15 protein-coding genes and 1 pseudogene are annotated in these 12,382 nt (G+C 71.3%); 9 read left to right on the top strand and 7 right to left on the bottom strand.

Annotated elements, in window-relative coordinates; translation table 11 throughout:
• Positions 1 to 21: 21 nt before the first annotated feature.
• Entirely contained in the window at positions 22 to 954 is a 933-nt protein-coding gene (locus ACFWIC_RS08780; protein WP_380358451.1) for a LysR family transcriptional regulator, read from the bottom strand.
• A 200-nt stretch (positions 955 to 1,154) separates the two neighbouring features.
• On the opposite strand from ACFWIC_RS08780, the gene ACFWIC_RS08785 reads away from it, so the two are divergent.
• From ACFWIC_RS08785 to ACFWIC_RS08795, 3 genes are read left to right on the top strand one after another with little or no spacing between them, the layout of a single operon-like run.
• On the top strand, positions 1,155 to 2,051 hold the full coding sequence (locus ACFWIC_RS08785; RefSeq protein ID WP_380517119.1) for a 3-hydroxyacyl-CoA dehydrogenase NAD-binding domain-containing protein: 897 nt from the start codon (positions 1,155 to 1,157) through the stop codon (positions 2,049 to 2,051).
• A complete protein-coding gene (locus ACFWIC_RS08790) occupies positions 2,048 to 2,968 on the top strand; it encodes a hypothetical protein (RefSeq protein ID WP_380517122.1) in 921 nt (306 codons plus the stop codon). The genes ACFWIC_RS08785 and ACFWIC_RS08790 overlap by 4 nt, the downstream gene beginning before the upstream one ends.
• A gap of 52 nt (positions 2,969 to 3,020) precedes the next feature.
• Complete coding sequence (locus ACFWIC_RS08795; RefSeq protein WP_380517125.1) at positions 3,021 to 3,896, top strand: 3-hydroxyacyl-CoA dehydrogenase family protein; 876 nt, start codon at positions 3,021 to 3,023, stop codon at positions 3,894 to 3,896.
• A gap of 96 nt (positions 3,897 to 3,992) precedes the next feature.
• Here ACFWIC_RS08795 and ACFWIC_RS08800 read toward each other — a convergent pair whose 3' ends face one another.
• Positions 3,993 to 4,382, bottom strand: coding sequence for a hypothetical protein (locus tag ACFWIC_RS08800; protein ID WP_380517128.1), 390 nt, complete (start codon positions 4,380 to 4,382; stop codon positions 3,993 to 3,995).
• Here ACFWIC_RS08800 and ACFWIC_RS08805 point away from each other — a divergent pair.
• From ACFWIC_RS08805 to ACFWIC_RS08815, 3 genes are all read left to right on the top strand, one after another.
• Positions 4,349 to 4,639: a DUF6966 domain-containing protein gene (locus ACFWIC_RS08805; RefSeq protein ID WP_380358439.1), complete on the top strand. Its 291-nt coding sequence runs from the start codon at positions 4,349 to 4,351 to the stop codon at positions 4,637 to 4,639. The two genes, ACFWIC_RS08800 and ACFWIC_RS08805, sit on opposite strands and share 34 nt — an antisense overlap.
• 706 nt (positions 4,640 to 5,345) lie before the next feature.
• Positions 5,346 to 5,549: a cold-shock protein gene (locus ACFWIC_RS08810; RefSeq protein WP_030918248.1), complete on the top strand. Its 204-nt coding sequence runs from the start codon at positions 5,346 to 5,348 to the stop codon at positions 5,547 to 5,549.
• Between the two features lie 815 nt (positions 5,550 to 6,364).
• Positions 6,365 to 7,159, top strand: a complete 795-nt coding sequence (locus tag ACFWIC_RS08815; RefSeq protein ID WP_380358436.1) for a hypothetical protein — start codon at positions 6,365 to 6,367, stop codon at positions 7,157 to 7,159.
• Between the two features lie 151 nt (positions 7,160 to 7,310).
• On the opposite strand, the pseudogene ACFWIC_RS08820 reads toward ACFWIC_RS08815, so the two are convergent.
• The 4 genes and pseudogenes from ACFWIC_RS08820 to ACFWIC_RS08835 form a co-directional block, all read right to left on the bottom strand.
• Positions 7,311 to 7,667: pseudogene (locus ACFWIC_RS08820) on the bottom strand (PP2C family protein-serine/threonine phosphatase); the annotation flags it as partial.
• Between the two features lie 78 nt (positions 7,668 to 7,745).
• Positions 7,746 to 8,465: a hypothetical protein gene (locus ACFWIC_RS08825; RefSeq protein ID WP_329950430.1), complete on the bottom strand. Its 720-nt coding sequence runs from the start codon at positions 8,463 to 8,465 to the stop codon at positions 7,746 to 7,748.
• Between the two features lie 215 nt (positions 8,466 to 8,680).
• Entirely contained in the window at positions 8,681 to 8,875 is a 195-nt protein-coding gene (locus tag ACFWIC_RS08830) for a hypothetical protein (RefSeq protein WP_380358432.1), read from the bottom strand.
• Positions 8,876 to 8,964: 89 nt separating this feature from the next.
• Positions 8,965 to 9,189, bottom strand: coding sequence for a hypothetical protein (locus ACFWIC_RS08835; RefSeq protein ID WP_329950432.1), 225 nt, complete (start codon positions 9,187 to 9,189; stop codon positions 8,965 to 8,967).
• A gap of 134 nt (positions 9,190 to 9,323) precedes the next feature.
• Between ACFWIC_RS08835 and ACFWIC_RS08840 the strand changes: the two genes are divergently transcribed.
• The 3 genes from ACFWIC_RS08840 to ACFWIC_RS08850 all read left to right on the top strand — a co-directional run bounded on the left by ACFWIC_RS08840 (position 9,324) and on the right by ACFWIC_RS08850 (position 11,154).
• The gene (locus ACFWIC_RS08840) at positions 9,324 to 9,827 is read left to right on the top strand and encodes an N-acetyltransferase (protein ID WP_380517133.1); all 504 of its coding nucleotides are present in this window, start codon (positions 9,324 to 9,326) and stop codon (positions 9,825 to 9,827) included.
• A 364-nt stretch (positions 9,828 to 10,191) separates the two neighbouring features.
• Complete coding sequence (locus ACFWIC_RS08845) at positions 10,192 to 10,629, top strand: peptidoglycan-binding protein (protein WP_380517136.1); 438 nt, start codon at positions 10,192 to 10,194, stop codon at positions 10,627 to 10,629.
• 255 nt (positions 10,630 to 10,884) lie between these two features.
• Complete coding sequence (locus tag ACFWIC_RS08850) at positions 10,885 to 11,154, top strand: hypothetical protein (RefSeq protein ID WP_380517139.1); 270 nt, start codon at positions 10,885 to 10,887, stop codon at positions 11,152 to 11,154.
• An 836-nt stretch (positions 11,155 to 11,990) separates the two neighbouring features.
• On the opposite strand, the gene ACFWIC_RS08855 is transcribed toward ACFWIC_RS08850, so the two are convergent.
• Positions 11,991 to 12,197, bottom strand: a complete 207-nt coding sequence (locus ACFWIC_RS08855) for a hypothetical protein (RefSeq protein WP_380517142.1) — start codon at positions 12,195 to 12,197, stop codon at positions 11,991 to 11,993.
• Between the last annotated feature and the right edge of the window lie 185 nt (positions 12,198 to 12,382).

Consider the following 12,382-nt stretch of genomic DNA (forward strand, 5'->3'; position numbering starts at 1 on the left):
TGTCACCGACGTCCGTGGTCACTACACCGGACCCTGGGCGTGCCCGGGGCGCAGGCCCGCGATCACCTGGAGCAGGCGGCTCACGGTCGCGTCGGCGTCGGTGCGGTGCACGGCCCGGACGGTGGTCCGCAGATCGCCGGTGTCGCCCAGCAAGGGAAGGAGCGCCACCTCGTCGGTGAGCTGCCGGGCCCCCGCGGGCAGCAGGCTGACGCACCACCCGGCGGCGACGTGGCTGAGCAGGCCGCTGAGGTCGTCGGCCAGGACGGTGCCCCGGGGGGTGAAGCCGGCCCGGTGGCAGGCCAGGTGGACCTGCTCGGCCAGCACCGGCAGGGCGGTGGGGTCGGGCAGTGCGAAGTCCTCGTCGCGGAGCCGGTCCAGTGAGATCCCGCCGGTGTCGGCGAGGCGGTGGCCGCGGGGGACGGCAGCCTCGATCCGCTCGGTGGCCACGACGGCGCTGACCAGGTCGGCGGAGAGCCGGGCCGGGTCGCGCAGGAAGCCGAGGTCGAGCGCACCCGTCCGCACCTGGTCGGCCACCGCCGCCGAGGAGCCGTGCCGCAGGTGGATGCGCAGCCCCGGGAGCTCCTCGGCGGCGGCGCGCAGCACCGCCGGGAGGTAGAGGTGGCTGAGCAGGCTGACGTAGCCGACCAGGAGGTCGCCCTCGACGCCGTCGGCGACCCGGCGGGCGCGGGCGACCGCGGCGCCCTGTAGGTCGAGCAGCCGCTGCGCGTCGGCGGCGAACACCCGCCCGGCGGCGGTCGGCCGGGCCCCGCCGGGGCCGCGGTCCAGCAGGCGGACGCCGAGCATCCGCTCCAGGCGCTGGATCGACTGGCTGAGCGGTGGCTGGCTCATGCCGAGGAGCTCGGCGGCCCGTCCGAAGTGCCCTTCCCGGGCCACGGTGAGGAACTGCTCCATCAGCCGCCGGGACAGTGCAATATCGTCAGCCCTATCGTTCATGCCGCAATCATATATTGGACAGACCTAGCCGGGCGGGTGTGGAGTGGATCGTGCACGGCCCGTGGGACACCGCCGCAGTCCGACCCTGTTCGGTCCTGTCGGCTTGCCGCCCCATCGGGCGGCCCGTCCCTTGGAATGTGTTCCGGGGACGGACCGGGGCCGGGCTCTCCTGTCCTTCTGATTCCTCTGGGGTGATCTTCATGGCGGTCGTGACGATCGTCGGGGCCGGTGTCATCGGCGTCTCGTGGGCACGGCTGTTCGGCAAGGCGGGCTGGGAGGTCCGGATCAGCGACCCGCGGCCCGACCTGGCCGAGGTGGTGGCCCGCGACCTGGCGGGCTTCGAGGTGACGGCGACCGACGACCTGGCCGCCGCGGCGGCCGGCGCCGACTTCGTCCAGGAGGCGGGGCCCGAGCGCACCGACGTCAAGGAGCAGATGTTCGGCACGCTGGCCGCGCGCACGGCCGACGGCGTGGTGCTGGCCTCGTCCTCGTCCTCGCTGCTGCCCTCCGTGATCGTGAGGGGCAACCCGGCGGCGGACCGGATCGTGATCGGCCACCCGTTCAACCCGCCCGAGCTGATGCCGCTGGTGGAGGTGGTGCCCGGGCCGGAGACCTCCGCCTCGACGGTGGACCGGGCCGTGGAGGTGTACCGCGGGCTCGGCAAGCTGCCGATCCGGCTGAAGAAGGAGATCCCGGGCTTCGTCGGCAACCGCCTGCAGAAGGTCTTCAACGACCAGGCCATCTACCTGGTGCAGCAGGGCGTCATCGACGTGTCGGACCTCGACGACCTGGTCCGCGCCTCCCTCGGACTGCGCTGGGCCACCATCGGGCCGTTCGAGAGCGGCACCCTCGGCGGCGGACCGGCTGGCATGCGGCACCTGGTGGAGCACGTCGGGTCCCAGCTGACCTTCGAGATCGGCAGCCCCGACCCGGCCGGCATGGGCGAGGTCCTCGACGCGGTCGAAGCGGCCTACGGCACCGGTGAGCAGGCCTACCGGCGCCTCGCCGAACTCCGCGACCGGCGCACCAGGGCAGCCCTCGCCCCGCTGGACTGGCCCGAGCCCCCGACCGGCGCCACCGATGGAGGCCGGAAGTGACCGCGGCCGGAGCGGCCTCGAAGCGCCTGCTGGCGCTGCAGCTCGTCCCGGGCCGGGTGCTGGAGGTGGACACCGCCGACGGCCGGGTGCGCACCCTGGTCGAGGACGCCGGCAACTCCCCGGACGGCGTTGTCGCGGCGGACGGCACCGTGTACTGGACCACGATGGGCGCGCCCGACGTCGACCCCGGCACGCCGGGCGAGGGCGGCTACGACTTCTCCCCCCGCAACGGCGGCGTCCACGCCTGGAGCCCGGGCGGCCCGCGGCGCGACCTGGTCCAGGCCGGGGCGATGACCACCGGCAAGCAGCTCACCTCCGACGGCGCGGGCGCCCTGTACTGGTGCGACCGCGAGGGCCACCGGATCAGCCGGGTGCGCACCGACGGCAGCGGCCTGATCGACCTCGTGGTGACGCCCGCCGCCGAAGGGATCATGGGCGAGTGCGTCGGCATCGCCGTCGACTCCGTCCGCGGCCACCTGTACTGGACCCAGAAGGGGCCCGCGAAGGGCGGCCGGGGCCGCATCCTGCGGGCCGGCCTGGATATCCCGGCCGGACAGAGCGCCGAGCACCGCACCGACATCGAGGTGCTCTGGGACCACCTGCCCGAGCCGATCGATCTGCACCTCGACGGCGACACCCTGTACTGGACCGACCGCGGCGCAGCCCCCGACGGCAACACCCTCAACCGGGCCCCGCTGCCCGGCCCCGACGGGTCCGGGCAACGACCGCAGATCCTGGCGTCCGGCTTCGCCGAGGCGATCGGCCTTGCCGTCGACACCGCCGCCGGCCTCGCCTACGTAGCCGACCTCGGCGGGCACATCCGCGAGGTCCCGCTCCCGGACGGCCCCGCCGCGGGCCGCGCCCCGCGCGAGGTGGCCGCCCTCGGCACCCCGCTGACCGGACTGTGCCTGCCGTAACCGCGGCCGCATGCCCCCGCCCCCCACCGTTTCCGGAAAGAAGCACAGAGCCATGGCCTTCGTCCTCCCCGACCGCATCGAGTCCCGCCCCGTCACCGTGATCGGCGCGGGCACCCTCGGCCGCCGCATCGCCCTGATGTTCGCCACCCGCGGCGGAGAGGTCCGGATCTTCGACCCCAACCGTGCCGTCGCCGAACAGGCCGTCGCCTACGTCGCCGAGCACGTCGGCGAGGTCGCCGCCACCGTCGGGGCCGGCCGGCCGGGCACCGCCGTGGCCCACGACGACCAGGCCGACGCCGTGGCGGACGCCTGGCTGGTCGTGGAGGCCGTGCCCGAGCACCTCGACCTGAAGAAGCGGGTCTTCGCCGACCTCGACCGGCAGGCCGCCTCCGACGCGATCCTGGCCAGCAACTCCTCGTCCTACCCGACCAGCCAGTTCATCGACGGCGTCACCCACGTCGAACGCGTCGTCAACATGCACTTCTACATGCCGCCCCAGCAGAACGCCGTCGACCTGATGTCTGACGGCCGGACCGACCCGGACGTGCTGTCCTTCCTCAAGCAGGAACTGCCGAAGTACGGGGTCTTCCCGTTCGAGGCCCACAGGGAGAGCACGGGCTTCATCTTCAACCGCGTCTGGGCCGCCATCAAGCGCGAGGCCCTGGCCGTGGTCGCCGAGGGCGTCTCCACCCCCCAGGACGTCGACCGGATGTGGCAGATCAACATGGGCCTGAAGGCCGGCCCGTTCCGGATGATGGACCAGGTCGGCCTCGACGTGGTACTCGACATCGAGAACCACTACGCCGCCGAGAACCCGCACCTGCCCGAGGGCCCGCGCAAGCTGCTCCGCAGCTACGTCGACGCAGGGCACCTCGGGCTGAAGACCGGCCGCGGCTTCTACGACGACTACCCCACCCCCGCCGCCTAGCGCGTATTTGGTCGTGATAGGCGTGACGGCGCGCGGTGCAGGCACGGGCCGCGCGGTGCGGTGCGGTGCGCGCGGCCGCCCCGTGACCGGCCCGGTCTACCAGCGGGCCAGGTGCTCCCCCAGCGCCCGGCGCAACAGGGCGAGGGCCGCGTCGGCGCCGGGGCAGCGCAGGGGTTCGCCGCCGGCAGCGTCGGAGACGATGCTGCTGTCGATCAGGGCGGTCCAGGTGCCGCGCTGAACGTCGTACTCCTCGATCCAGCCGACCGGGCGGCCGGCTCGCTGGAGCTCCTGGTCCCGGGTCGGCGGACCGGGTGAGGTGGGCCAGGCCGTCGTCGAGCGGGCCAGGTCGGGGTCGCCGAGGCCTCGGGCGCCGGGATCGGCGGTGCGGCATGGCGTCGGGCTGTGGTCGACCGCTATCTCCCCACCACCGCGCAGGGGTACATACTTGCCCCATGATCGACGTCCCCGGGGAACTGATAACCGCACTCGACGCCTTCGCGCGAACACTCAACGAAAGCGGCTACCCAGGCTGGGCCCGCAGGATGGAGCGCGGACGATCGAAGATCGCGGCGGGGGACGCTCAAGGACTGGATATCGTCCTGAACGCATACGGCGGCGCGGGGAGCCTCAACGACCTCCCGTTCACCGACGACCACCCCGTCAAGGTGTTGAGCGCCGAGGTGCGGCAGCGGTGCGCGGCCGTTCGCACCCAGTTGCACCGGAGCGAGCGGGCCGGGACCTGACGCCCTACGGCCACGCCGGCCCGAAGTCGTCACTGGGCCTGCCTGGCTGCGGCCGGTTCCCGGGGCTTCGTCTCGGGGGCTGAACAGGCAGAGCGGTCCCGTCCCGAACCGCGCAGAGCCTGCGCTGCGTACCGCGATCGCCGTGTCCCAGTGGCTCCCCAGCTCGCAAGTACGGGTCGAAGTTCGGGCTCCCAGTTCGAGTACCGAGGGCCGCCGGCGCTGACCACCGCATGACACGCCTTCAGGCTCCGGAGTCCCTGCGGCCTCCACTCCCCCTGCTTCGCCGCACAACCTGACCGACAACGCGGTCCTCGGCCGATCGCATCCCGGGCCTTCACACAGCGAGGGTTCACGCCACGTTTCCTTAACGGACCTGATGGTCCACCGGCCACCGGTCTGCGCGCACCTCGCGGGTCGGCCTGCGTTGTGGACGATGGTGACGGCGAGGTGGCGCAGGTCATGGACGGTGCACCGCGGCGGGTGGGCGCGTCAGGGTCGCGGACGGCTGTGGCCGCTTTCATCGCGCTGCGGAGCCTGCTAGTCTCTTTCGAGTTGCAGTTGTGGTCCCATGGACTTTGTGTGCGCCTGCTGATGTGTCGCAGGCGCACCTTTTGTTTCCCGGCTCTTTCCCGGGTGGGTGCTCATCCCGGCGACTCGGAGTCCGCACTGTGCGGGTTCCGGACGGCCCCTTGAAGGAGATTTCTCTATGGCTAATGGCACTGTGAAGTGGTTCAACGCGGAAAAGGGCTTCGGCTTCATCGAGCAGGAGGGCGGCGGTCCTGACGTGTTCGCCCACTACTCGAACATCAACGCCAACGGCTTCCGTGAGCTGCTCGAGGGCCAGAAGGTCGAGTTCGACGTCACGCAGGGCCAGAAGGGCCCGCAGGCCGAGAACATTCGTCCGCTGTAGTTTCTGCCACGGCACCCGCCCGGCAGCGAGGGGCCCGCACCGCATGCACGTGCGGTGCGGGACTCCACATGACGCCATGACACACCCCTGGCCTTTGAGTCCCCCTGCCGCCGGCCTGACGCACAGCGCGCGTCACAGCGATCTGAATCGTGCCGCGGTTCGCACACCTCCGCCCACATGAGGCGTCGTGCGACACCGATCACCTGCGCCGCACACGACCGGCGTCCTGCCGTCGCCTCCGCTTGATCCTCCCGGCCCGTCCCCTGAACCCTGCGCCGTCTGTGGCGTGGAACGTTCCGAGGACGTGCCGCCCGAGAAGGGTTCTTCGCATTCCCGTTCCTGCCCGCTTCTCCTCGCTCCGCCGCGCCGCCTCAGGGCTGGTCCTCGCTAGCGTCCCGCGCCGATTTCGCGGCGATCGCGCCAACTTCTCCTGGTCTCCGACGACCACTCAACCACCTGCTGCGCGAAGCCTGTTGGCGCGTCGATCGGCCGGGGTTCTCACCCATCACGCCTACGCGTTCCGGGTTCGTCTCGTCCGGGTGGTGATCGGCATGTCGACCGGCCACCGGGTCCACGCGCTGAGCCGGGAGAACACCACGCCGCTGGTGTCGGCGCCGGCAATTGCTCTGTCGGCGCTCTGACCTCCGGATCCGGCGCTTCCCTTCCCCGCCCCAGAGACGCCTGCCGATCGCCCACGACCGACAGATGCCGACCCGCCGGTGCCTCACCTGCTGAGCCCCCGGCGCGGCACGCCTGACAACCGCAGCCGCTCATGCCCGCGCCCCGTACGACCGACCCGAGCAGGGAACTTCCTGATGCCGTTCGAGATCACGCACGCGACCGTCCCGGCGCCGGGCGGTGTCACCGAGGCCGTCGTCGTCACGGGGCCGACGTTCGTTCTGGTCCTGGACGGCGCCACCGCCACGGGAGCCGCGACGGGCTGCGCCCACGACGTCGCCTGGTACGTGCGGCAATTGGCCGGCCTGCTACGCGCGCGGCTGCTCTCACCTGGCTCGCCCTGCCTGCGGGAGATCCTGCGTACCGCCCTGACCTCATTGGTCGAGGAGCATGGCCAAAGCTGTGACATGGCGAACGCGGACAGCCCGTCCTCGACCGTCGCGGTGGTCCGCGAGCGGGACGGCGTCCTGGACGTCCTAGTGCTCGGCCACTCACCCGTGGCGCTGCAGCGGAGCAACGGAGCGATCGAGGTGATCGTCGACGACCGGGCGGCCTACCTCGACTCGTATACGGAGAAGGCCGTAAGCGGCTTCCGCAACAACGCCGCCGGAGGCTTCTGGGTAGCCGGTGCGAAACCCGAGGCCGCAGACCACGCACTGACAGCGAGCATCCCACTGTCGCGGATTCAGCAGGTCGCCGTGCTGTCCGAGGGTGCTGCCCACCTTCCCGAGCGCTACGGCTGGAGCTGGCCGCGTTTCATGGCCGAGCTGTCCGAATCCGGGCCCGGCCGGATCATCGCCGCGACACGGGAGGCCGAGGCCGGCACGGCGCCCGGTGCCTTTCGGGGCAGGGCGAACGACACTGCCGCCGCCGTTCTCTGTCGCCCGTCCCCGCCGGCGCGCACAGCGGGAGCGGACCCCGTTCCCGGCTGAAGCACCGCCCAGCATCATGATCAAGTGCCGCTCCACGGCGCGGCCCGACAGCACCACCGCCAGTAGCCCGGCGGACATCACCGGCAGCCCGTGCCAGGGAACGTGGCGCCTCTGGTCGCCCGGCGGCCGGGTCGTCCCGCGAACGGGGACGTCATGTGACGTCAGGTCCCGGGTGGGTGCCGGTTCGGGGGCCGTACCAGTCCAGGCACAGGACGGTGGCGTCGTCCCTCACGTCGCCCGCACAGGCGATGGTGACGGCGGCGACCAGGGCGCCGACGACCTCGCGGGGGTGGTCGGTGGAGGTGTCGAGGAGGAGTTGGGACAGGTCTACCTGTTCCGCTTGGCGCTCCTGCATGCCGTCGGTGTGCAGGAGGAGGCGGTCGCCGGGGCGCAGGTCGAGTTCCCGGACGTGGTAGGCGCCCTGGCCGTGAACGCCGAAGGGCAGGTTCGCCGGCAGGCGCAGTTCCTCGACCACGCCGGCGCGCAGGCGCAGTGGCAGGGGGTGGCCGGGCCCTCGCCCCGGCCGCGGCTGGGACCGGAGCGGTGCCCCCGCGTTCGGGGGCGTCAGGGCTGACGGGACGGGACCTCAGGCCAGGACGTAACCCAGGGTGCCGCCGATGATCTGGCCCTCGCAGTTGGTCTGGTGGGACTCGAAGATCTGACGGTCCTCGTTCCTCAGGCAACGCAGCAGCGGCAGCGAGCCCACGCCGGCCGGCGGGGAGCTGTAGAGCCAGCCCAGGCGGGTCACGTAGGTCTGCCCCTCACAGTTGACGTCCGTGGTGGAGAAGTGGTCGCCGCGGACCTGGCACAGGTACAACGGCTGGGTTCCGGGGGCCTCGGAGGTGTGGAGTGTGCCGAGCGGCCCTTGCAGCTGGTAGGAGACCGGGGCGTTCCAGGTGGTGCTCAGGGTGTCGGACTTCTTGTGGTACCGGTAGAGGACGAAGGTCGGGGAGGTGACGATCGGCTCCCCGGTGCACAGGTATTCGACCGCGACCTGCACGTAGCCGTTGGGCAGCGAGGTGACGACGGCGGGGCCGGCCGTGAGCCGGCACTGTCCGGCGGTGAAGCCCTTGGCGGCAGCCTGGTCCAGCGCGGTCCGGTGGGCGGCCGCCTCCGCGATGTTGTAGGGGCCTCCCCCGACTCCGCCAAAGTAGAGCTGCACCGGGCCCACCGCGCCGACGGATCGCTCGGCGAAGGCGGAGGGAGCGGGGGCGGGAGCGTTCGCGGGGGCGGCGTTGGCGGGCGTGACCAGCGCCAGCGCCAGGGCACCGGCCAGGGCGGCGGAGCCGGCGATACGGCGGAGCATTCGCACGATGGGGCCTCTCTCGTGACCAGCTGGAGCCGACCGGCATGACCGGTCCCGACTGGAGTTCGGCGTAACGAATTGTCCCCCGACGGAAGTTGGGGATTCCGTGTGAAAGAAGACCAGTCCCGGCGAGGGCCCGACAGCTCTGTCTACCAGTGCCGCCCGGAGCAGTCCACCGCCACCACGACCACGGTCTGCGACCTGGTCCGCCGCCATCAGAAGAACATCGGCTCACGCTGGCGCAGGCCGCGCCCGGGAAGATCGCCCTGATCGTCCTCGCGGTCCTGTGCCACGACCAGCGGCTCTGCGACATGGCGGGCGGCAACGACATCTCCGCCTCCACCGTCCGCCGATGGCTGCTGGAGGCGATCGAACTGCTCACCGCGCCTGGATTTCGCCCCGAAGAACATAACTCAAAAGGGTGGTGTTGTCGTCCTACTGGACGGAACCCTGCTGCGCACCCGCAGCCGCACCCGCAGCCACACCAGGGCATCCTCGTTTAGACGACCTTGTTGCCGTCGTCACTGAGCTGGACGAGCTCGGCCGCCCTGCCGGGACCCTCGATCGGACCGGCGGCGGTGTTGCCGGCCCAGTCCCACAGGAAGACGTCGTGCTCACCACCGCCCTGGTAGGCGAGACGGGTCCCGTCGCCGCTGATGGACGGCCGGACCGCCGCGGTGTTGTGGATGATGTCGACGGTCTGCAGGGCCCCGGTGTCCGCCACTCGGCCATCTCCCGTCCCAATAAAGACAATCGGCCCCGGCGAGAATCTGGGTGGCGGTCACGGGTGGTCACCTCACCAATCGAGCACCGCCGGGACCGAGAGCGGGCGGCCGCGCGCTGCTACGGTCGGACGCCATGAGCTGGCTTCCCGATGACTTCGTCCACCCCGTCCTGGTACCGCTGCCGGGCGGTGGCCATCACCTGCGACCGATCCGGGAGGCGGACACCCCGCTCGACTATCCGGCGGTGATGAGTTCGCGCGAGCGGCTGTGGACCATCTTCGGCCCGGCCTGGGGCTGGCCCGCGGCCACCATGACCTACGAGGCCGACCAGGCCGACCTGTTGCGGCACGAGAAGGAGATCGCCGCACACCAGTCCTTCAACTACGCGCTGTTCGACACGACCGAGACAGCTCTGCTCGGCTGTGTCTACATCGACCCACCGGAGAGGGCCGGCGCGGACGGCGACATCTCCTGGTGGGTAGTGGACGAGCTGGTGGGCAGCAAGGTCGAACAGGCCCTCGACGCGCTGGTGCCGCAGTGGATCGCCGCCGACTGGCCGTTCGAGCAGCCGCGCTTCCTCGGCCGCGAGATCTCCTGGTCGGACTGGCTCGCCCTGCCGGAGCATCCCGGCATGTAAGTGGTTGACGCCCGTACCGACCTCGAAGGCGGTCGATCGAACGGGAGTCTCGATCGGGTGACTGCGGCGGTTTCCGCGCGCGAGAGCAGGGCCTCCAGGCAGCTCGGGGGTGCGATCCCGTTCCGAGTGGTTCACACGGAGGCCCTGTTGTCGTTGTGGTCGAGACAGGGCTTCTGGAGCTGACGAACCGTCAGCGGACGTGTTCCGGCCCGTGCCGAGCTGGCGTGATCCGGTGGGGCAGAGCCCGATTGGTGGCTTCTCGACACGACCGGCGAAGGCGACACTGGTACGTGGGTGATCGGCCCTTCAGGGTCCCCGGACGTCGCCCACGATCTTGAAGGGGGAGCACATGCGGTCCAGCTCGATGACGAGGCCCCTCGTCAGGCTCACCATCGCCACCGCCCTAGCCGTCGGCGGGTCCGCAGGCGCGGCCTTCGCGACGCCCGCGCCTGCCGCCCCGCAGGCGGCAGGCGCCCCGGCCGGCGCAGGGCTCACAACCGTCGAGAACCTCGGCCTGAACACCTCCGAGGCCGAGTACCTCCAGAACTGGCTGGCGCTCTACTGGGGCTACCCCGGCGAGATCAACGGCCTGCTGGACACCGAGAGCTGGAAAGCCCTCCAGCGCTTCCTCCGAGCGAAGTGGGGCTACCTCGGCGCGATCGACGGCATCACCGGCACCGAGACCGTCCAGGCCCTGCAGCGCCGGCTGAAAGAGCACGAGAGCTACCACGGTCCGATCGACGGCATCGCCGGACCGAGCACCCGGGAGGCCTTCAAACGCTTCGCCGCACCCAAGTCCTGAAACCCCGCGACGGCCGCCGACACCGCCGGGCCGTCGCCACCCGAGAACCCGGCAGCGCAACCCGGCCGGGTTCGCCGCACCGAACTCCTCACGGCTGGGCACAGGCCGGCGCAGCACCCGGGCCCAGCGGAGCCAACCGGTTGAAGGGCACGGCAGGACGCACGCGGTGACAAGGGACGCCTCCGGCACGCCCAGGCGCCTCCAGGAGCCCGACGGCTACCCGGAGAGCCGCGCGAGGACGTCAACAACCAGCACGTGGCGACCGGGACGGCGGCCGACCGCGCCGGCGACAGCTGGGCCGTCGGCTGGGACCGCGACGGCAAGCCGACCTTCCTGGAGCGGCCGCCCGGGTCCATCCGCAGCTTCGCGACCGGCATCAACGACTCCGGGGAGATCATCGGCAACATCGAACACCGGCCCCCCGACCGCTTTCATGCCGACCAGCCCGCTCCCAAGGCCAGCCCCCAAGACCGGCTCGGCACGGGACCTCGGAGCCGGATCGCACCGCGCACCAACGCCGAGTAGAGGACCACCCGGCCCAGGTCCCGGTGCGCGGGCAGCAACCGGCTGCGGTTGGCGGACAGTTGCAGCGGGATGGGCGCGGCGGCGAGGTCAGGACGGGTGCTGTCAGTCATCACGGGTGCTGCCTTCCTGGTCGGCGAGGAGAGGAGTCAGGGGGGACCGCCTTGTGGCGGGTCAGCTGCGGTGCGGCCAGGCCGTGGCCATATCGTCCAGGAGGCCGTCGGTGATCGTCGCGGAGCCTTCCCCCGATCCGGCCGGCAGCGGAGCGTGCAACGATCAGGACTTCCGCCTGCTCGGCCCTGTGCGTTCCCCCGTCCCAGCCCTCGACCACCGGTGGAGGACACAGCTCAGCCGGGTGCGACCAGTGGATCGACAGTCAGGGCCGCACGCTCCGCTTCGAACAGCGGACGACCCTCCGGGGCCAGGCTAACGTGAACAAGATCACCTTCACCGAGTTCGGCGACCCCGTGACCGTCACCGCGCCCACCAACGACTGAGCCCGCGACCGGCTCCTGAGCCTGAACCCCGCCGGAACGTGCGGGCGCGACCCCGCTCACATCCAGCAACCTGCACCAGGGGCTTGACACAGCCTCTCCGTCCGACCGGTGCCGGTCACCCGCTTCGGGTGGTCGGCACCACAGGCGATGTCGCCGGGCCGATCCAGGGCACCGGTCAGACAGACCACCGGGTCCGGCACGAACTGGCCTCCGTGCGCCCGCATCACCTCGCCCTGGGCCCTCGCCCGGTGAAGGTTTTGCTCAGAGCACCAGCAGACGGCTACGTACGCCACCATGCCTCCAGCACGCGTCCGCGCCACCATGCCTCGGCGGCCAACGGGCTCAGGAGACGAGCTCTTCTTCCGTCGGCATGACCGGATCATCCACCCCGACCAGGCAGACCGTCCACGAGATTCCTGGCAGGCAATCCATCGTCAATCGCGGTTCGGCGTAAGCGGCCGCTATGACCGCAGGCTCCCCCCGTCGCGCCGTGGGATGTCTCTCCACCATCCCCCGCCAGGTCTTCTCGACAACCGTCTCCTCAGCCATCCCGCGATCATGACGTCCGCACCCGGCCAGGACAACCCTTGTCCCAGCCCTGCGGCCGCTCAGCGCCCGCAGGCGATGGCCCGGATTGTGCGATGGATCCGGGAGCACCGGCAGCAGCTCAGCGGACGGAGCACCGGCGACCCGGGTTCTACCACGCGGCGCGGGGGCACACGGCGCAGCAGTTG

The sequence above is a fragment of the Kitasatospora sp. NPDC127035 genome (assembly GCF_042726075.1).
GTDB lineage: Bacteria > Actinomycetota > Actinomycetes > Streptomycetales > Streptomycetaceae > Kitasatospora.